The 19,155-nt window shown below is 67.5% G+C and carries 16 protein-coding genes and 3 pseudogenes; 12 read left to right on the top strand and 7 right to left on the bottom strand.

All coding sequences use genetic code 11. From position 1 onward, the window contains the following. The first annotated feature begins 35 nt into the window (after positions 1-35). Positions 36-663, top strand: a pseudogene (locus CA951_RS24895) (helix-turn-helix domain-containing protein). Between the two features lie 4 nt (positions 664-667). Here CA951_RS24895 and CA951_RS24890 read toward each other — a convergent pair. Next, positions 668-1,387, bottom strand: coding sequence for a nitroreductase (locus CA951_RS24890; RefSeq protein WP_087559365.1), 720 nt, complete (start codon positions 1,385-1,387; stop codon positions 668-670). A 78-nt stretch (positions 1,388-1,465) separates the two neighbouring features. Continuing rightward, complete coding sequence (locus CA951_RS24885; RefSeq protein ID WP_087559405.1) at positions 1,466-2,638, bottom strand: CaiB/BaiF CoA-transferase family protein; 1,173 nt, start codon at positions 2,636-2,638, stop codon at positions 1,466-1,468. A 145-nt stretch (positions 2,639-2,783) separates the two neighbouring features. On the opposite strand from CA951_RS24885, the gene CA951_RS24880 reads away from it, so the two are divergent. Beyond that, positions 2,784-3,923 (top strand): low temperature requirement protein A, encoded by a 1,140-nt coding sequence (locus CA951_RS24880; protein WP_087559364.1) that lies wholly within the window; start codon positions 2,784-2,786, stop codon positions 3,921-3,923. A gap of 31 nt (positions 3,924-3,954) precedes the next feature. Here the strand turns inward: CA951_RS24880 and CA951_RS24875 are convergent, their stop codons facing one another. Next, positions 3,955-4,821 carry a helix-turn-helix domain-containing protein gene (locus tag CA951_RS24875; protein ID WP_087559363.1) on the bottom strand — a complete coding sequence of 289 codons (867 nt, stop codon included), beginning with the start codon at positions 4,819-4,821 and terminating at the stop codon, positions 3,955-3,957. Between the two features lie 180 nt (positions 4,822-5,001). Between CA951_RS24875 and CA951_RS24870 the strand changes: the two genes are divergently transcribed. Beyond that, complete coding sequence (locus CA951_RS24870) at positions 5,002-5,928, top strand: alpha/beta hydrolase (protein WP_218780513.1); 927 nt, start codon at positions 5,002-5,004, stop codon at positions 5,926-5,928. A 35-nt stretch (positions 5,929-5,963) separates the two neighbouring features. After that, positions 5,964-6,890 (top strand): alpha/beta hydrolase, encoded by a 927-nt coding sequence (locus CA951_RS24865; RefSeq protein WP_087559362.1) that lies wholly within the window; start codon positions 5,964-5,966, stop codon positions 6,888-6,890. A gap of 93 nt (positions 6,891-6,983) precedes the next feature. Here the strand turns inward: CA951_RS24865 and CA951_RS24860 are convergent, their stop codons facing one another. Continuing rightward, positions 6,984-8,306 (bottom strand): MFS transporter, encoded by a 1,323-nt coding sequence (locus CA951_RS24860; protein WP_087559361.1) that lies wholly within the window; start codon positions 8,304-8,306, stop codon positions 6,984-6,986. A 343-nt stretch (positions 8,307-8,649) separates the two neighbouring features. On the opposite strand from CA951_RS24860, the pseudogene CA951_RS45175 reads away from it, so the two are divergent. From CA951_RS45175 to CA951_RS24850, 3 genes and pseudogenes are all read left to right on the top strand, one after another. Further along, positions 8,650-8,943, top strand: a pseudogene (locus CA951_RS45175) (aldehyde dehydrogenase family protein); the annotation flags it as partial. Then, positions 8,891-9,226 (top strand): annotated as a pseudogene (locus CA951_RS45170) (aldehyde dehydrogenase family protein); the annotation flags it as partial. The pseudogenes CA951_RS45175 and CA951_RS45170, both read left to right, overlap by 53 nt. Before the next feature lie 13 nt (positions 9,227-9,239). After that, entirely contained in the window at positions 9,240-9,584 is a 345-nt protein-coding gene (locus CA951_RS24850) for an SDR family oxidoreductase (protein ID WP_087559360.1), read from the top strand. A gap of 71 nt (positions 9,585-9,655) precedes the next feature. On the opposite strand, the gene CA951_RS24845 is transcribed toward CA951_RS24850, so the two are convergent. Together CA951_RS24845 and CA951_RS24840 are read right to left on the bottom strand one after the other, a co-directional pair. After that, positions 9,656-10,549: a CoA ester lyase gene (locus CA951_RS24845; protein WP_087559359.1), complete on the bottom strand. Its 894-nt coding sequence runs from the start codon at positions 10,547-10,549 to the stop codon at positions 9,656-9,658. Positions 10,550-10,617: 68 nt separating this feature from the next. Further along, the gene (locus CA951_RS24840) at positions 10,618-11,793 is read right to left on the bottom strand and encodes a CaiB/BaiF CoA-transferase family protein (RefSeq protein WP_087559358.1); all 1,176 of its coding nucleotides are present in this window, start codon (positions 11,791-11,793) and stop codon (positions 10,618-10,620) included. A gap of 263 nt (positions 11,794-12,056) precedes the next feature. Here CA951_RS24840 and CA951_RS24835 point away from each other — a divergent pair, with 263 nt between their 5' ends. From CA951_RS24835 to CA951_RS43515, 3 genes are read left to right on the top strand one after another with little or no spacing between them, the layout of a single operon-like run. After that, on the top strand, positions 12,057-13,538 hold the full coding sequence (locus tag CA951_RS24835) for an aldehyde dehydrogenase (protein WP_087559357.1): 1,482 nt from the start codon (positions 12,057-12,059) through the stop codon (positions 13,536-13,538). A gap of 26 nt (positions 13,539-13,564) precedes the next feature. Continuing rightward, the gene (locus tag CA951_RS24830; RefSeq protein ID WP_087559356.1) at positions 13,565-14,959 is read left to right on the top strand and encodes an MmgE/PrpD family protein; all 1,395 of its coding nucleotides are present in this window, start codon (positions 13,565-13,567) and stop codon (positions 14,957-14,959) included. Positions 14,960-15,003: 44 nt separating this feature from the next. Further along, complete coding sequence (locus tag CA951_RS43515; RefSeq protein WP_087559355.1) at positions 15,004-15,270, top strand: hypothetical protein; 267 nt, start codon at positions 15,004-15,006, stop codon at positions 15,268-15,270. A gap of 98 nt (positions 15,271-15,368) precedes the next feature. On the opposite strand, the gene CA951_RS24820 is transcribed toward CA951_RS43515, so the two are convergent. Continuing rightward, the gene (locus CA951_RS24820) at positions 15,369-16,718 is read right to left on the bottom strand and encodes an HNH endonuclease signature motif containing protein (RefSeq protein WP_087559354.1); all 1,350 of its coding nucleotides are present in this window, start codon (positions 16,716-16,718) and stop codon (positions 15,369-15,371) included. Between the two features lie 310 nt (positions 16,719-17,028). On the opposite strand from CA951_RS24820, the gene CA951_RS24815 reads away from it, so the two are divergent. Further along, positions 17,029-18,120 (top strand): beta-propeller fold lactonase family protein, encoded by a 1,092-nt coding sequence (locus CA951_RS24815; RefSeq protein ID WP_179220299.1) that lies wholly within the window; start codon positions 17,029-17,031, stop codon positions 18,118-18,120. A gap of 84 nt (positions 18,121-18,204) precedes the next feature. After that, the gene (locus CA951_RS24810) at positions 18,205-19,119 is read left to right on the top strand and encodes a mycofactocin-coupled SDR family oxidoreductase (RefSeq protein ID WP_087559403.1); all 915 of its coding nucleotides are present in this window, start codon (positions 18,205-18,207) and stop codon (positions 19,117-19,119) included. The last annotated feature ends 36 nt before the right edge of the window (positions 19,120-19,155 follow it).

The raw sequence follows: 19,155 nt of genomic DNA, 5'->3' as shown, positions 1-19,155 counted from the left end.
TCCCGGCGCCGGGGTCTTGTTCCTACTGTGGATCCATGGACATCGCCAAGGACGTCAAAGAGTTCTTGATGACCCGGCGGGCGAAGATCACCCCAGGGCAGGTGGGTCTGCCGCCCGGCCGGCGACGCCGGGTGCCGGGCCTGCGGCGTGAAGAGGTCGCGCAGTTGGCCGGGGTCAGCATCGAGTACTACACGCAGATCGAACGCGGGAACGTCGCCGGAGTCTCCGACGACGTTCTACACGCCGTCGCCCGGGCACTGCGACTTCTTCGACCCGCACGCCGACGACGTGTTCCCGGAGTGGAACACGTCGGCCGACGACGCCGTGGCCCTGCTGCGGGTGGAGGCCGCACACTCACCCCACTCGACCGTCGTCACCGGGCTCGTCGGCGAACTCGCGACGCGGAGCGAGGAATTCCGCATCCGCTGGGCCACCCACAACGTGAAGGCTCACCGGCACGGCGTCAAACAGTTCCGGCATCCGGACGTCGGTGACCTGTCGCTGACCTACAACGTCTTCGACATCACGGGCGCGGGCGGATTGTCCCTCGTCGGGTACACCGCAGAACCGCAGTCACCCTCCGAGCAGGCTCTGCGACTGCTCGCGATCGTGGCCGAGACCGATCACGCCCTGACCGATACACCTTCCACGGCAACCGAATAGGCGGCTACTGGTCCTGCCAGGTGACGACTTCATCGAGCGTCGCGCGTGCGGTCCGGTAGCTGTTCGCCGGATGGTCGAGGTCAGCGTAGCCGAAGGAGATCCCCACCAGAATCTTGCGGTCGTCCGCGATGCCGAAATGCTCACGGATGAAGGGAGACTGGCTCGCCAGGGCGGCCTGCGGGATCGCGGCGATCCCCAGGCTCCGGGCCGCGAGCAGGAGGGTGCCGAGGTAGAGCCCGGAATCCACCGCGCCGTACACGCCCTGCTCGGCGTCGGTCGTGATGATCGCGACGTGCGGAGCACCGAACAGGCGGAAGTTCTCGAACGACTGACGCGCGGACGCGGCGCGGTCACCGCGTTCGACTCCCACGGCCTGATACAGCTGCCACCCGCTCGCCCGGCGCCGGTCGCGGTAGACGCCGCGGTACTCCGCGGGCGGATCGAATTCGAACGCGGCACCGTGCCCGCTCGCGTACTCCGCGAGACCGTCGCGGAATCGCTCGGTTCCCGCACCGCTGGTCACGACGACCTGCCAGGGCTGCGTGTTGCACCACGACGCGGACCGCTGCGCCAGCGTGAACATGCGCTCGATGAGCGGTCGCGGAACCTCGCGCGGCTCGAACGCGCGGCAACTCCACCGTGTCGCCAGCAGGTTCTCCAGCACGGCGGACTCGTCGTCGACGGGACCCACCCCGATCCCCTCGGTCGATACATCGGCAGACATCGATAACTCACCCATCGTCGTTCGAATACGGAATTCATGCGCCCACGGAATTTGTGTGTGCCCCGGGCACGATCGGGCTCAGGGTTCGACGAACAGAACATCCGCCTGCACCAGGTCGTCGATCTGCTCGGCGGAGTACACCTCCGAGGCGACGTCGCGGCTGTCGGCACCGACCCGCGGCGCGGTGCCCGCCCGATCGGGACGTTCGCCCGCGAACCGCCACGGCGGCCGGATCAGCGCCAGCCCGTCCTGCTGCCGTTCGACCAGTTCGAGCCATTCCACCTGCTCGTGCTCGACGAATCCGGTCATCGACAGCACCGGGGCGAACGGCACGTCCGCAGCGGAGAGGGCGCCCTCCCAGTGCTGCAGCGACTGCTGCTCGAACTCGGCCTCGACGATCTTGGCCAGCTCGTGGTAATTCGACTCCCGCGGGCGGTACTCGGCGAAGCGGGGATCCTCGGTGAGATCCACCCGGTTCATCGCCGTGCACAGCGAGCGCCAGAATTTCTGCGAGGACGACAGGTGGATCGCCAGGTACTCCCCGGTGGCGGTCTTGACGCAGAAGTTCTGCGCCTGCGGATGCCTGCTCTGCCTGCTCGGGTCGTATCCCAGTTCGAAGGACTGCGTGATCCCGTCGGTCGCCAGCACGCTGACGGCTTCCATGATCGACGTCTCCACGTGTTGCGGAGCGCCGGTGCGCAGCCGTCCGACCAGCGCCGCGAGGACGCCCGTGGCCGTACTCAGTCCGGTGATCAGGTCCGCGCTCAGCCCGCCGGCCAGCTGTGGCCGGGAGTCGTCGCCGAACAGGGAGTAGAGACCGCCGAACGCATGCCCGATCGTGTCGTAGGCGGGGCGGCTCGCCAGCGGGCCACCGGAGCCGAATCCGGTCACCGACCCGTAGACGAGGTCGGATCGCAGTGCGCGGCAATCGTCGGGTCCGAGGCCCAGAGCCGCCAACTTGCCGGGCCGCAGATTCTCGAGGACCACGTCGAAGTGCGGCACGAGGGCCTTGACCAGCGCGACGCCCTCGGGCCGCTTCAGGTCGATCGACAGGCTCCGCTTTCCGGTGTTGTACTGGCGGAAGTAGGGGCTGCCGTCGTTCTGGTGGCGGCGGAAGTCCTCTCCGACGACGGGTTTCTCCACCTTCACGACCTCTGCGCCGAGCGCGCACAGGATCGACGTGGCGAACGGGAGGGCGATGTACCCCCCGATCTCCAGGATGCGGATCCCGTCGAGCGGCTTGTGCTGCATGGGCATGCCTCCGTGTGTCGCGAGTAACAATATAATACATTATCCACCGTTCGGCGGATGTCAAGGTGGGATCGCCGGCAGCGCCGCCGAAACGGCCGTCCGCCTCGACACCGCCGGATAGGATTCGGTCGCCGAGGAGGAATCCATGATGGTCAGGCAAGCGCGCAGCACCCACCGTGAGGTCTCGCCGCTCGAGCTGTTCTTCGACCTGGTGTTCGTGCTGGCGATCGGTCAGCTCACGCACCATCTCGTCGACCACCTGACCTGGCACGGCGCCGCCGAAACCCTCGTGGCACTCGTTGCGGTGTGCGGGGTCTGGGCGTTCACCACATTCGAGGTCACCCTCCTCGACATCGAACGCACGGCCACCCGCGCCGTGACGATCACGGTGATGGGCCTCGGCCTGTTCATGAACGCGGGAATCGGGCACGCCTTCGACGAAAATCCCTGGCTCTTCATCGTTCCCATGCTGCTGGCGCTGATCGGCCCCGCCGTCTACGCGGCGGCCACCGCCCCGACGCCCAGCCTCCGCAGGCACTTCCGGCACGTGCTGATCTGGTTCGCGGTCTCGGCGCCGTTCTGGGTGGCCGGCGCCGCAGTCGACCCGGAATGGCGCCTGTGGCTGTGGGCGGTGGCCGCGCTCGTCGACCTCGTCGGCACCTGGAGCGCGCACCCACTGCCGGGCGGGGGCACACGAACGCAGCAACTTCCGTTCGACGCCGAGCACATGCTCGAGCGGATGCGACTGTTCCTCATCATCCTGCTGGGTGAGACGGTCCTGACCCTCGGACGCATCATTGCCGCCCATCATTCCGACGCATTGACGCTGGCGCTGGCGGCGGGGTGTTTCGTCGCGCTCGTCTGCCTGTGGGCGGTCTACTTCGGGCGCGCCGAACAGATCGTGGAAAGTCATATCGCCGCCACCGAGAACCCGATCCGATCCGTGCACATCGGGATCAACGTGATCTACGGCGTCGTCACCGGACTCGTCATGTTCGCCGCGGGCAGCGAGTTGGTGCTCGCCCACGCAGGCGACGACCGGGCAGGGATCGGAGGTGTGCTGATGCTCGCGGGTCCGGCGATCTATCTGCTCTCGCATGCGATCTACTTCCGGCTCACCACCCACACCGGCTGGGTGCCGCGCGCCGTCGGCGCCGCCGTGCTCGCATCGGCCTCCGTCGCGGCGTACTGGCTGCCGTCCTACGCCGTCGTCCTCGCACTGGTCCTCATCCTCCTCGCGGTGACCGTGGCCCTCACCAGGGACGCGTCGCCGAGCGAAACCTGAACTCGCCGTAGCCCGCTGCAAATTGCCCGCTTCAGGAATGCTGATGTGCGGCGCTGTCGGTGGCGATCCAGCTGGACAGCAGGCGGAGGGCTTCCTCCGAGGAGGAACCCGCCGCCGCGGTGAAACCGTACAGGGTGAGACCGACGGCGCTGGCCACCTCGAGCGCCTCGAAACGCAGCGTCAGGTCGCCGACGACCGGATGATGGAACCGCTTCGTTCCGCGGCGGTGCGCCTTGATGTCGTGGGCTGCCCAGCGAGTGCGGAACTCGTCGCTGCGGGTGGCGAGCTCGCCGACGAGACCGGTGACCGCCGCCGAATACGGCGACCGCGCCGCCTCCATCCGCAGCATCGCGACGGCGTCGTCGGCCGCGTTGTTCCAGTCGGGGAACGTCTCGTCGGCGCGGCGGTCGAGGAAGATGAACCGGGCCAGGTTGGGCCGGCCGTCCACGCGGTCGTACACGTCGGCGTACAGCGCGCGACCGAGCGCATTGGCGCCGACGATGTCGAGGTGACCGTTCTGCACGACGGCGGGGGCGGTGATCATCGCATCGACGAGCGCCTGGACCGGCTCCGGCATCTCGACGCGCGCCCGGGCGGGCTTACGCCTGCGGGGCTTCGTGGCCGCGGCACGGGCGAGGGTGAAGAGATGCTTCGTCTCCTCGTCGTCGAGTCGCAGCGCAGTCGCGATGGCGTCCAGCACCTCGTCGGACACGCCCGACACGCCGCCGCGTTCGATCTGTACGTAGTACTCCGCGCTCACTCCGGCGAGCAGTGCGACCTCCTCGCGACGTAGCCCGGCGACCCGACGTCGGCCGCCGGCGGGCAGGCCCACCTGGTCGGGCGTGATGCGTGCGCGACGGGTCGTCAGGAAGTCCTTGATCTCCTTGGCGATCTCCATACCTGCAGCCTAGGGACCTCCGACGGTCCGAGGGAGAGGCTGCCGGTACCCCCGATAACCGGCCTCTGGTACGGCCCCGCGGATCGCAGCAGAGTGATGAGTGCGGGTCGAGGACATCGTCCACGACCCCCTGAGATTCAGACCGTCGGGCTCCGGCGGACGACGAAGGGACATCAGTTCATGGCCACGGAGAGCATCGAGACCGTCAGCGTCAAGACCCCGTACTGGGACATCGCGGCGGACATCTACTTCCCGCCCGGATTCGACCAGACCAAGAAATACCCCGCCATCATCAGCGCGCACCCGATCGGTAGCTGCAAGGACCAGACGTCCGGCAACGTGTACGGCACCGCCCTCGCCGACGCCGGCTACGTCGTCATCGCATTCGACGCCAGCTACCAGGGCGCCAGCGGCGGCGAACCACGATTCATCGAAGACCCCGCGCAACGAGACCAGGACTTCAGTTACGTCGTCGACCACCTCGTCACCCTCCCCTACGTGGACGCCGACCGGATCGGCGTGCTGGGCATCTGCGGCGGCGGCGGATACTCCATCGCCGCCGCGAAGACCGACCGTCGTATCAAGGTCGTCGGCAGCGTCGTCGGCGTCAACTTCGGTCACCTGCTGCACGAGGCCTTCAGTGCCTACGACCCGATCGCGACGTTGGACGCGATCGCCGCGCAGCGCACCGCCGAAGCCCGCGGCGCCGAACCGAACGTCGAGAACCTGCTGCCACCCACGGTGGACGCGGCAGCCGGGATGGGCCTCGACGTCGTCGAGGCCACCGAGTACTACAAGACGTCCCGCGGGGAGAAGCCGAACGGCGCCACCCGAAGCCTGATCTCACGGCGAGCGGCGGGATACGGATGGGACGCCTTCACCCACGCCGAAGTGCTTCTCACCCAACCGCTGTGCGTCGTCGTCGGCGACAAGCCCGGCGCGTTCGGCTCCTACCGCGACGGCCTCGAAATCTACCGCCGCGCCCGCTCCGAAAAGAAACAACTCGTCGTGGCCGAAGGCTTCTCGCACTACGACCTCTACGACCAGCCCGAGCCCGTCAAGATCGCCCTCGACGCCCTGATCCCGTTCTACGACACCAACCTCTGACCACGCGCCACCCCCCATCAGAAAGAGACACAGCAATGGACAGCATCACCTTCCCCAACGGCTCGATTATCATGGCCGGCAACCTGTTTCTGCCCGACAACTTCGATCCGCAGAGCAGCTACGCGGCGGTCGTCACCGTGCACCCGGGCGGCGGCGTGAAGGAGCAGACCGCAGGTCTGTACGCCGCGAAGCTCGCCGAGGAAGGCTTCGTGGCACTGGCCTACGACGCCTCCTTCCAGGGTGAGAGCGGCGGCGAACCCCACCACCTCGAGGACCCGGCAGCACGAGTCGAGGACGTGCGCGCCGCCGTCGACTTCCTGCAGAGCCTGGACTACGTGGACGCCGAGCGGATCGGTGTTCTCGGTGTGTGCGCCGGCGGTGGATACGCCGTGAACGCGGCCCTGACCGACTACCGGATCAAGGCTGTCACCACCGTCAGCGCCGTGAACATCGGCACCTCGTTCCGACGCGGATGGTACGGAACCGATTCCGACGCAGCCGCGGTGCCCACACTGCAGGCAGTCGCGCAGCAGCGGACGGCCGAGGCCCAGGGCGCCGACCCGGCGTACATCCCGTACGTTCCGGAACAGCCGGACGAGAGCACTCCGCGCGACCTGGTCGAGGCACACGACTACTACCTCACCCCGCGGGCGCAGCACCCGAACGCGAAGAACAAGCAGCTGTTCACCAAGAGCATCTCGCGGATCTTCACGTTCGACGCGTTCCACCTGGTCGAGGACCTGTTCACGGCACCGCTGCTGATCGTCGCGGGCAGTGAAGCCGGTTCGCTGTGGATGTCCACCGAACTGCACAGCCGGGTGCGCAGCCCCAAGAAGCTGGTGGTCGTCGAGGGCGGCGCCCACATGGACTTCTACGACGTGCCGAAGTACGTCGACCATGCCGTGGCGGAGGCGACCCCGTTCTTCCGGGAGCACCTCGCGGCTCGCCCCGACGAGAACTGACACACCGGCCGATCAGCTCCACCCGAGCCCCTGGGATCCCCAGGGGCTCGGGTGGTCTCGGCTCTGAAGGTGCCGGCTGGAGGTGGTCTCGGCTCAACCCGCGCTGACGGCCCGCCGGTTCCGGCTCCGGTCCTTCGCCGGATCCGCAATCACTACGGCGAGCAGCGCCAGAACCGCGCTGGCGGCGCCGATCAACTGGAACGCCAGCTGATAGCCCGCAACCGGTGTGGCGGCTGCGTCCAGGATGATGCCAGTGGCCACCGGCCCGACGACGCCGCCGATCGACTGCATGGCGAGAAACGCCCCCAGGGTTCCGGCCAATTGCCGGGGCGGGCAGATCTCCGACATCGTGGCCGTGAAGAGCGGGAACACCGCGATGGTCAGGCCGTAGGCCACGGAAATCGCGGTGACGGTCAGCATGCGCGACGGAATCGCAGGCAGCGCGAGCAACAGGCCTCCGGCGATCATGATGCCGATCGCGGGCGCGACGACCCGGACCGCGCGCACCGACCTGCCGCGCGCCACCGCACGGTCACTGAGGAACGAGCCGCCGATCAGCGCCGCGAAACCGACGAAGCTCGGGAACGCGAACATCCAGCCGGACTGGAGCTGCGAGTACCCGAGCCCCTTCTCGAAGTACGAGGGAAGCCACTGCAGGACAACGCTGATCAGCATGTACGCGGGAATCACCGCGAGGAGTCCACCGAGGAACGTGCGCGACAGCACGATGCGGCGCCACGGCACCGCGGGTTCGGCGGTGCCCTGATCCGCACCGGGCTTGCCCACGCCGAGGTACGGGCCGGGACGCCACGTGAGCAGCCACGGAGCGACCCATAGCGCGGATGCCGCGGCGAGGACCAGGACGGTGGCCCGCCAGCCGTAGGCGTGCATGACGAACGCCAGCGCGGGGACGACGACGATCTTTGCGATGGTCGTGCCCGAGGTGATCATTGCGCCCGGTAGCCCGCGCTTGGCCGGCGCGTGCCACGAGTACGCGGCCGTGTGCTGCAGGGCTGAAGCCGGCCCCTCCGCCATTCCCAGCATCGTGCGGCTGATCAGGAGCGCGACGAACGTGGCCCACACGATCAACGGCAGCAGCACCACGCTCCACAGGATCGCGACGAGCGCGATCGCCCACTTGAGGGTCAGCATCCGGTTCAGCGGACCGGCGAGAAACCCGCCGAGCGAGTAGGCGAGAAAGAAAATGCTGCCGGTCATGCCGATCTGGGTGGCCGACAGGTGCAACTCCTCCCGGAGCGGCACCGTGATCAGGCCGAAGACGGCTTTGTCGGCCGAGCTGAGGACGTACAGGGTCACCAGGAGTCCGGTCAACCCCCATGCCCTACGCCGAGATTCGGATCGACTGCGCTCGCGCTGTGGCGATTCAGCCGCCGTCGATGGTGCCGTTGGTGACATGTCGGGGTTCCAATCTGATCGTGTGCGATTCCGCACTTGCCGCAAGCTGCAGATCGCGGGCGGGATCGGCTGTCGGGCGAGGTCGTTCGCCCGGTACAGCCGCGCGGTGATTGTGTATCACACATTATCCATTTTTATGAACTGGATCGCAGCGACAGCGCATTGAGACCGGCCTCACTCTTTGCTTCTCGGTGGCCGAGAAAGCTACTTCCGTCCGTGTCGTCTCCGAACAACTCTCGGAACCACCGGATCCGGAGTCGAGAACGGAGTGTGCACATGCGAGACGAAGCCCCCACGGTGACGAAGAACGGGATACCGCACTATCGGATGTCATCGACGGCGGGTGGGTCGACACTGCGGATCGCTACGAGATCGTGAACCCGGCCACCGAGGACATCACGGCGACCGCGGCGAGCAGAGGCTCGCGATCGCGACGATCAGCTCCCGCGAGACCGGGATGCCGATCCGATCGGCACTTGCGATCGCCGTTGGATTTCCGCAGATGCACCTGCGGTACTACGCCGAGCTGACCCGGACGTCCGAATGGGTACGGCCCACGCCGATCACCGGCCAGGTTCTGCACAGTGGGCTCGTCAAGAAGGAGCCGATCGGAGTCTGCGCCGGAATCTGTCCGTGGAACTTCCCGGCGGAGTATCGCCGTGTGGAAGTCGATTCCCGCGTTGGCGGCCGGCAACAGCGTCGTGCTGAAGGTGGACGAGAAGACTCCGAGTTTCGCCCTCGAACTGGTGGCGATACTGCGCGACGCGGGCCTCCCCGACGGTGTGCTCAACGTCGTGATCGGCGACGGTCCGAGCGTCGGCGAGCACCTCGTCAAACATCCCGATTTGCGGCTCGTATCCTTCGCCGGATCGACCGCCACCGGCCGACGGGTGATGGCCAACGCGTCCGACACGATCAAGCGCGTGCTGCTACCTGTCGCCGTACGTCGCCGCCAAGCACGGCGTCGTCGGGCTGTTGAAGTCGCAGGCGCTGGAGTCGGCGCCGTTCGGGATCCGGGTCAACTGCGTCGCGCCGACGTCGGTCAACACGAAGCTGATCCACAACGCCCCGACATACGCGTTGTTCGCACCCGACATCCCCGAGGCGGAACGCACTCCAGACAGCGTGGCCGACCGGTTCGCCACCATCCCTCTCATGGACGTGCCGTGGGTGGAGCCCGAGGACATCGCCAACGCGGTCGCGGACCTCGCGTCGGATGAGGCACGCTACGTGATCGGCCTCGCACTCGAGGTCGACGCCGGACAGACGCTCGAGTAGGTGGAAAATTTCCGGGCGAAGCCTCGCATCATTCCGGATGCGAGGCTTCGCCGCGATCGGTGCGGGACGCGTCAGGCGTGGGCCATGATGGCTTCGGCCTGCGCGATGATGCCCTCGGCGGTCTTCACGTGGGCGATGTCGATGTGCTGGCCCTCGAAGTCGACGGCCGCGCTGCCCGCGGCCTCGGCCACCTTGAACGCCTCGATCATGCGGCGGTAGAAGTCGACCTGCTCGGGGGACGGCGTGAACACGTCGTTGGCGATGGCGATGTGCGACGGGTGGATGCACACCATGCCGCGGTAGCCGAGCTGCTTGTTGTCCAGGCAGAACTGACGGGCGCCGTCGAGGTCCTTGATGTCCTGCCACACGCCGGCGACGGGGTGGTGCAGGCCCGCCGCGCGGGCGGCGAGGACGAGTCGACTCCGCAGGTACAGGGTCTCCAGGCCGGCCGGGGTGAATTCGAAGCCCAGTTCGCGTCCCACGTCCGCGCTCGGGCCGGTCGCGCCCAGCAGGCTGGAGATGCGCGGGGTGGCGGCGGCGATCTCCTCGCAATGCGCCATCGAGACCGCGGTCTCGTAGCTCACGATGAGTCCCACGCTGCCCGCCTCGAGCCCCTCCCGGGCCTCGATGTGCGACACCACGGCATCGATCCGCACCAGTTCCTCGGCGTCGAAGACCTTGGGCAGGAACAGACCGGTCAGCCCCGGCCGGATCACCGCCTCGAGGTCACTGCCCTGGATCCCGGTCATGAACGCATTGGGCCGCACCCACACGTCGGCGCGAACACCCTCGGCGTGCAGACGGTCGATGGTGGCGGCGGTGACGCCACGCGCCTCGTCCTTGTCGGCGACGGGAACCGAGTCCTCCAGGTCGAGGATCAGGGCGTCGGCGCCGGAGGCCAGCCCCTTGTCGGCCCAGGAAGGCTTGTGACCGGGCACGAACAGCATGGAACGGTACGGATTCATGAACTCTCCTCAGTAGTGAGTACGGGAAGTAGTGGGTGTGCGAAGTAGTGGATATGGGAAGTAGCGGGTCAGGACTCGTCGGCGTAGAGGACGCCGGACGCGAGCAGCTCGTCGATCTTCTCGGCGGGGAGCACCTCGCCCGCGACCGAACGGGTGTCGGCGCCGACCTTGGGCGCACGGTCACCGCGGTCCGGCCGCTCGCCGTCGAACGTCCACGGCGGCCGGATGAGAGCCAGGCCGTCGGGTTGCCACTCGACCAGGTCCAGGTGCTCGACCTGCTCGTGTTCGAGGTAGCCGGTCATCGACAGGACCGGTGCGAACGGCACGTCGGCCTCGGTGAGGACCTTCTCCCAGTGGTCCTTCGACTTCGTGGCGAACTCCGCCTCGACGATCGGCACCAGCTCGAAGTAGTTCGACTCCCGCGGGCGGTACTCGGCGAACCGGGGGTCCTCGGCCAGGTCCATGCGGTCCATCGCGCGGCACAGCGACTGCCAGAACTTCTGCGAGGACGACAGGTGGACGGCCAGGTACTCGCCGGTCGACGTCGGGACGCAGAAGTTCTGCGCCTGCGGATGCCGGCTCGTGCGGGCAGGGTTCCTGCCGAGTTCGAAGGATTGCGTGATGCCGTCGATGGTCAGTGCGCTGACGGCCTCCATGATCGACGTTTCCATCCGCTGCGGCTGACCCGTCTTCAGCCGCCCGACGAGGGCGGCGAGGACGCCGGTTGCGGTGCTCAGACCGGTGACGAGGTCCGCGCTCAGGCCACCGGCCAGCTGCGGGTGGTCGCCGTCGCTGAACAGCGAGTACAGGCCGCCGAAGGCGTGGCCGATGGTGTCGTAGGCGGGACGGTTGGCCAGCGGACCGCCGGCGCCGAAGCCGGTGACGGACCCGTACACGATGTCGGGGCGCAGCGCGCGGCAGTCCTCGGGTCCGAGCCCCATGGCCGCAACCTTGCCCGGGCGCAGGTTCTCGAGCACCACGTCGAAGTGCGGTACCAGCGCCTTGACCAGCGCGACGCCCTCTTCCGACTTCAGGTCGACCGAGAGACTGCGCTTGCCCGTGTTGTACTGCCGGAAGTAGGGGCTGGCGTCGTTCTGGTGGCGGCGGAAGTCCTCGCCCACGACGGGCTTCTCCACCTTCACGACCTCTGCGCCGAGCGCGCACAGCATCGACGTCCCGAACGGGAGTGCGATATATCCCCCGATCTCGAGGATCCGGATACCGTCGAGCGGCTTGTGCTGCATGTTGCCTCGCCTTCGTCTCAGCAAAATATTATATATCGTTTACAGTGGGGTCAAGCCCCGCCGGATCGGGGTACCCCATCGAGGCGACTCCCAGTCGGGTGGATCACGGCAAGGCACTTCCATGGAGCTTTGCAACATTATATACTTTGCATGGTGCAGCTCACATATCGAGCAGAAGGCTCCGCCCACCAAGCCGGACACTTCGGTCCCGCATGCGATCCGGACCACTTCCACCCGTTATCGACAGAAGAAGGAGCAGCACCGTGAGTGTGCAGACAGAAATTTGGCAGGGACAGTACGACAAGCTGTTCATCGGCGGACGGTGGGTGCAGCCGGCATCGGAGCGCACCTTCGACGTGATATCGCCGGCAACCGAGGAGCTCGTCGCGCGCGTCCCGGAGGGCGTCGAAGAAGACATCGACGCGGCGGTCAACGCGGCTCGCGAGGCGTTCGACAAGGGGCCCTGGCCCCGGATGGCACTCGACGAGCGGATCGCGGTCCTCCGGAAGCTCAGCGCGGAACTCGCCGCGCGCGAGGCCGACGCCGCCAGACTCGTCAGCGCCGAGATGGGATGCCCGATCACCCTGTCCACGAAGATGCAGTCCATCGGACCGCGCCTGCTCCTGGACTCCTTCCTGGACCTCGCCCCCGCCTACCCCTGGGCCGACACGCGGTCGTCCGCCACCGGCAGCGCGCTGGTGACCCGGGAGCCTGTCGGGGTCGTCGCCGGCATCGTCCCGTGGAACGCCCCGTTGCTCATCACCATGATCAAGCTCGCCCCGGCGCTGCTGGCGGGCTGCACCATGGTCATCAAGCCCTCCCCCGAGACCCCGCTCGACGCGTACCTGCTCGCCGACATGCTCGACGAGATCGGCCTCCCCGCCGGCGTCGTGAACATCGTCCCCGCGCAGCGCGAGGCCAGCGAATACCTCGTGCGGCACCGCGGCATCGACAAGGTCTCCTTCACCGGATCGACGGCCGCGGGCCGGCGGATCGCGTCACTCTGCGGCCAGGATCTGCGCCGCGTGACCCTGGAACTGGGCGGCAAGTCCGCGGCGGTCCTGCTCGACGACGCGGACCTCGACGCCGCGGTCGCCGCCATCCGCGCGGTCTCGCTCCGCAACAGCGGCCAGGTGTGCAGCAACAAGACCCGAATCGTGGTGGCGCGCTCGAGGCGTGACGAACTCCACGACCGGCTGGTGGACCTGATCAAGTCGATGCCCGTCGGCGACCCGTTCGACCCCGCCACCGAGATCGGGCCGATGGTCAGCGCCAACCAGCGGTCCCGGGTCGAGGGCTACATTGACGACGCGAAGGGATCCGGGGCCTCTCTGCTGGTGGGCGGCGGACGTCCCGACGGTCTCGACCGCGGCTGGTACGTCGAGCCCACGATCTTCACCGACGTCGACCCTGCTGCCAAGATCGCGCAGGAAGAGGTCTTCGGCCCCGTTCTCACGGTGCACACGTTCGACACCGAGGCCGAGGCGATCGACATCGCCAACAACTCGGAGTACGGCCTCAACGGATCGGTGTTCGCCGCCGACCCCGAGCACGCGCTGGCAGTGGCACGCCACATCCGCACCGGCACAATCGAAGTCAACGGAAACCCGGCGGGCTTCAGCGCCCCGATGGGCGGTTTCAAGAACAGCGGCATCGGCCGCGAGGCGGGCCTCGAGGGCTTCGACGCCTACGTCGAGCTCAAGTCCTACGGAATCCCGGGCGGCCTGCTCGGTTCGCTCTCCTGACCCCGATCTACCGAAAGGCAACACACATGGGCACCATTCCCCCCGTCGAAGAAGCTGCCGCCCGGCTCGTCACGGATCTGACCTTCGACTCCATCCCCGCCGACGCGCTCGCCGGTGCGCGCCGCCTGATGCAGGACCAGCTCGCCCTTCAGGTCGGAAGCGCCTCGCTGCCCTGGAGTAAGGCACTGCTCGAGCTGACCCGCGCGGCGCACGTTCCGGGCAAGGCACACGTCGCCGCGACAGGCGACGAGATGAGCGCCGCGGACGCGGCATTCGTCAACGCCTCCTTCGGCCACGGCTTCGAATACGACGACGCCCACCGGGCCAGCTCCTCACACCCCGGCAGCTGCGTCGTATCGGCCGCACTGGCGGTCGGTGAGGAACTCGGCGCCACCATGCGCGAGGTGATCACCGGCATCGTCGCCGGCTACGAGGTCTACACCCGCATCGGCAACCTGGCCGCGCCCCAACTACTCGAGCGCGGTTTCCACCCGCACGGGTTGCTGTCGAACTTCGGTGCGGCCGCCGTCGTCGCGAAGATGCGCGGCTTCGACGTCGAGACGACCGTGCATGCGCTCGCCATCGCCCTCAGTCACGCCTCGGGCACCACCGAGTACACGTCGTCCGGTGGCTCGATCAAACGCATCCACTCCGGCATCGGCACCCGCAACGGGATCCGCGCCGCCGAGATGGCCGCCGCGGGCATCACCGGTCCGACGACGTTCCTCACCGGCGGGAAGGGCTTCTACCGCACGTTCGTCGGACGCCCCGTCGCCGACGACGCCGCGGCCACGTTCGGCCTCGACAAGACGTTCGAGATCACCCGCGTGTGGGTCAAGCCCTACTGCTGCTGCGGCATCAACCACGCCTACATCGACGGCGCCCGCCAACTCGCGGCCCGCGCCGCGGACGTCGACTCGGTGCTGCTGGGCATCCAGACCGGCGGCGACGTGGTGATCGGCAACAAGAACGCCAACGCCTACGCGCCGAAGATCATCGAGCACCTGCAGTACAGCCTGCCGTTCCAGTTCTCGCTGTCGCTGCTCGGCAAGGGCAACGGCTTCCGCACTCACAACGAGTACATGGCCGGCCGGCTCGACCTCGGCACCGGCAGCGACGTCGCCGCCCTCGCCCAGAAGGTGAAGATCGAGGTCAAGCCCGAACTCGACACCGCCTACCCGGGCCGATGGGTCGGCGACATCACCGTCAACTACACGGACGGCACCAGCGAGAGCCTGTTCGTCGACAACCCCACCGGCACCGCCGAGAACCCGATGTCGCAGGAAGACCTGGATGCGAAGTTCCGGGACCTGACGGCGACCGCGATGGGCACCGAGTCCAGCGAAGCCCTGCTGCAGGCCATCCAGAGCGGCGATCTCGACCAGCCCGCGTCCGACTTCGCGGCGCTGCTGCTCGTCTGACCCTCGAACGACGCCCACACCAGCCCCACCACAAGGAGTGAACGATGAGCGGAGAACACCTCAACGCCCAGGCCCGCGTCGTGCTGACCGGCCTCGACGCCGACGGTAAGTCGACCTTCATCTCGGACGGCAACACCACCACCCGCACCGCCCAGCCGGGCTTCACCGTCATGGAATGCGCGCGCTTCGTCGCGCAGCACGGCATCGACGTCGACGCTCTGTTCACCGACCGCTGGAAGATCGAGGACGCGGAAACCGCGTACAAGGAGTTCGACCAGCAGGTGCGCGGTAAGGCCGTCATCGAATTCTGACGGCGGCTGTTTGGCACGGCGGGTGCCCCGCATCCGAGGGGGGAGCTCGGATGCGGGGCGTCTGTGGGTGATGGAGTTGTGTTGCGGCGCTGTGCCGGTCAGGCCGCGGCCGGTCCGGCCCGCCGGTTGTGGGAGGGCAGTGGTTGCCGGAAGGGGTCGACGCTCGGTGGTGGAATGAACCACGGGTGCCGGTCTGCGCCGATCTGCACCTCCCACCCGTCATGGTGGATGAGCCGGTGGTGGAAACCGCACAGCAGGACGAGGTTGTCCATGTCGGTGAGGCCACCGTCGACCCAATGGACCGCGTGGTGCGCCTCGCACCACGACGCCAGCGCTCCGCACCCGGGGAATGCGCACCCACCGTCGCGCACGGCCAACGCCCGACGCTGCTTTCTGGTGGCCGTCCTGCTGGTCAACCCGACATCCAGGGGTGCGCCGTGATCGTCCAGAATCACCGTGCTCACCTGCGCATCACACGCCAGATGCCGGGCAGCGGTGATCGTCAGCGGTCCCATCCAGGCCGCCCACGCCACTCCCGTTTCCGCCAGCACCGCCGCCCAGTCCTCCGCAGATGCGGGCCCGTCACCACTAGGGGATGAAGTGTGCGCGCTGGTGCCGCCCGTGCGGTCGGTGCCGCGGGCGTGGGCGAAATCTCGCGCTCGCACTTGCACGCTGATGTGGGGGCGTTCGCCGGCTTCGGTGCCGTTCAATCCTGCTGCGAGATAGCGGCGCAGCAGTTCGGTGAACGCATCGGCACGCCGCCGTCCCGGGGTGCGTTCGTCTCTGGCCCCGTCCTTGGCCGGCCGGGGTGCGGCCAGCTTCGACAACGCGGTCAGCAGCATCTCGCCGGTCACCGCATCCAGATCGCCTTTGACCGACACCCGTCCGTTCAGGGTTTTCGATGCGTGCAGTTCGTTACGGTCGAGGTCTTCGCTCGCGGGGTGCTCGTCGCTTTCAAAGATTCGCTCCACCTTCGCGATGCCCTCCCGGATCAGGTCGGTGCGGGCCTGTGGTCCGTGCGCTGCGGTGAGCAACGCGTCGAGGACCGGACCCAGCGCGCTCAGTGGCATTCCTTTCGGCGGTCGTTCGCAGAACCGCAGAATCAGCCCCGCATGATCCGCGGAGATCCTGCAGCCGTAGAACTTTCCGGCGACCTCAGGTTGCGCCCGCAGCCCTCGCGCCAGGTTCACGATCCGTCCCGCCGCCCCCGGTTCGAGCATCGTGTGCGCCGCCAGCCACGCCTTCGCATTGGGATGGCCCAGCACGTCGACCCGGCAGCGCGAATCGACCGCGTCCATCAGCCTCACCCGAATCGCCTCGAGGCGGGTGATCTCCGCCGACACCGCCAGCGCCGTCTCGAGCAACTGCGCCTCGGTCAACCGCAGCGTGTCGAAATCGGCCGGATCACCGTCCGGCACCGCCCCCTGAGTTCTCTCCCCGTCCCCCATGCATCAAGACTAGATCGAACACCAGTTCGAGTCAAGAGTTTTCCAGTAATTCTCCTGTGCCGAAACGCATTCGGCACGGCGCAACCCAACCCCTAAGGGTTGAACAGCAGAGTGTCCAGATAATTGGACACTTCTGCCCCCTCTTCCCGGTCTACGTTCAGCATGGCGAAGCGACAGTCCCCGCGCGATCAGGTGCCACTCACCGATACGAGGAACCACGGAGGTTGCATTGACGACTCGGAACCCACAGGCGACCGGACGAATACCGTCGGCCCGGGAGATGCTGCGAGTGCGAGTACGTACGACCGTAATGGCGACCGGACTTGCCGCGGCCCTGACCATCGGCGCTGTCACCACTTCGACAGCAGGCGCGGCTCCGGCGGAGTCGAGCTATCTTCTGGTCGGCGGCACGGGTTCGTCGAACATCGGAGTGTTGCGCGAATCGAACGGCCGGCTGACGCCCGTCGGGCAGCCGGTGCCCACCGATACGGGCACGCTGTCTGTCACGGTCACGCCGAACGGCCGATTCGCGTATGTCGCGCACACTGTTTCGGGAACTCTGCAGGGATTCCACGTCGGCGACGACGGTGCCCTCGCCCGTCTGGAGAACGCACGGCTGTCTCCCGGGCAGCCGATCGTGGGTGCGGTCGTGAGCCCGGACGGGAAGTGGCTGTTCGCAACCGTCGGCTCGATCACCAACGAGGTGCAGACGTATGCCATCGCGTCGTCCGGAGCGTTGTCGCTGGTTGATTCGGTGACCATTCCGGGTGCGACGAGCGGCCTGTCCATTCCTGTGGTCTCACCCGATGGTCGATTCCTGTTCGCACCGAGCTTCATCGGCGCGACGATGGATTCCTACGCCATCGGAGCCGACGGGAGGCTGACGCCGGCGGGACCGCAGGTGCCGACGGGCGACCGTCCGGCGCTGCCGTCCGTGACGCCGAACGGCAAGTACCTGTACATCACCAACGAGGGAACCAACGACGTCTCCGGCTACCGCATCGCCCCCGACGGTGCCCTGACACCGATCGGACGCTTTCCGACCAAGGCGATTCCGCACGGCATGGCGATCACCCCGGACGGCAGATTCCTCTACCTGCCCCAGACCGGTGGCCCCGGTGTGAACGGATTCGAGATTCGAGACGACGGTGCGCTGGTTCCCCTCCCGGGTGCCGACGCACCCGCCGCACCGGGACACTTCCCCGGCCGCGTCGTGCTGAGCCCGGACGCACAGCGGCTCTATGCCATCGACACGCTCACGACGACCGGTACCGCGAAGGTGTTCACGTACCGAGTGCAGCCGAACGGCGCACTCGAGGCCACGGGAGAACCGCCCGTCGACACGGGCGTGACGTTCTCCGACGGCGCCACCGGAGTCTTCGCCTCTTTCGATACTGCGTGAACACCCCCACCTAGCTGTTTTGCATCGTGGCGGACGCCACGGCGCGTGATCACCCGGCGAACCGCCGGCAGGAAGGACATCGACATGGGACTACTCGACGGCAAGGTCGTCTTCATCACCGGCGCCGCACGAGGGCAGGGTCGAGCGCACGCGGTGACCGCGGCGAAGGAAGGGGCCGATGTCATCATCACCGACATCTGCTCGCCCGTCGACGGAATACGCTACGAACTGGCGAGCAAGGACGATCTGGCCAAGACGCAGGCGCTCGTCGAGCAAACCGGCCGGCGTGCGGTCAGCGCCATTGCCGACGTCCGCGACCAGAGCGCACTCGACGCGGCGGTCGCACTCGGACTCGACACGTTCGGCCGACTCGACGCAGTCATCGCGAACGCCGGACTGTGGGACCTCGGACCCAAGGCCTGGGACATCACCGAGCAGATGTGGACGACGGTCACCGATGTGGTCCTCGGCGGGACGTTCCGGACCATCAAGGCCACCGCGCCGCATCTCGTCGAGCAACGCAACGGTGCGATCGTATGTATTGCCTCGGTGGGCGGCCTCGAGGCTACCGCCGGCTACTCCCACTACATCACCGCGAAGCACGGCGTCCTGGGCCTGATGAAGAACACCGCCCTGGAGATCGCGGACTACAACGTGCGATGCAACGCCGTCTGCCCCGGTGCGGTGGACGCGAAGATCTGGGACAACCCGATGGGCCACCAGTTGTTCGTCGCGCCGGGCGAGAAGGCCGACCGCAGTGTGGCGATCGCCGCGACCTACGGCTACGCACCGCTGGCCGGCAGGCCCGCACTTCCGCCGAACGCCACGAGCAACGCCGCGTGCTGGCTGCTCTCCGACTACGCCGAGCACATCACCGGTGTCGCGTTGCCCGTCGACGCGGGCCACCTCCTCCTGCCCGGTGTGAACTTCGCGCCGCAGACCGAGGGGCCGGAAGCCGACCGCTACCGTTCACCGGCCCAGTCACCCGACGACCTGTGACGTTCTGGCGACACCGGGCCCCGACCGCACTCGGTC

Origin of the sequence: Rhodococcus sp. NCIMB 12038 (assembly GCF_002165735.1) — a bacterium.
GTDB lineage: Bacteria > Actinomycetota > Actinomycetes > Mycobacteriales > Mycobacteriaceae > Rhodococcus_F.
The sequence above is the reverse complement of the archived record's forward strand: the minus strand, read 5'-3'. Positions and strand labels throughout refer to the sequence as shown.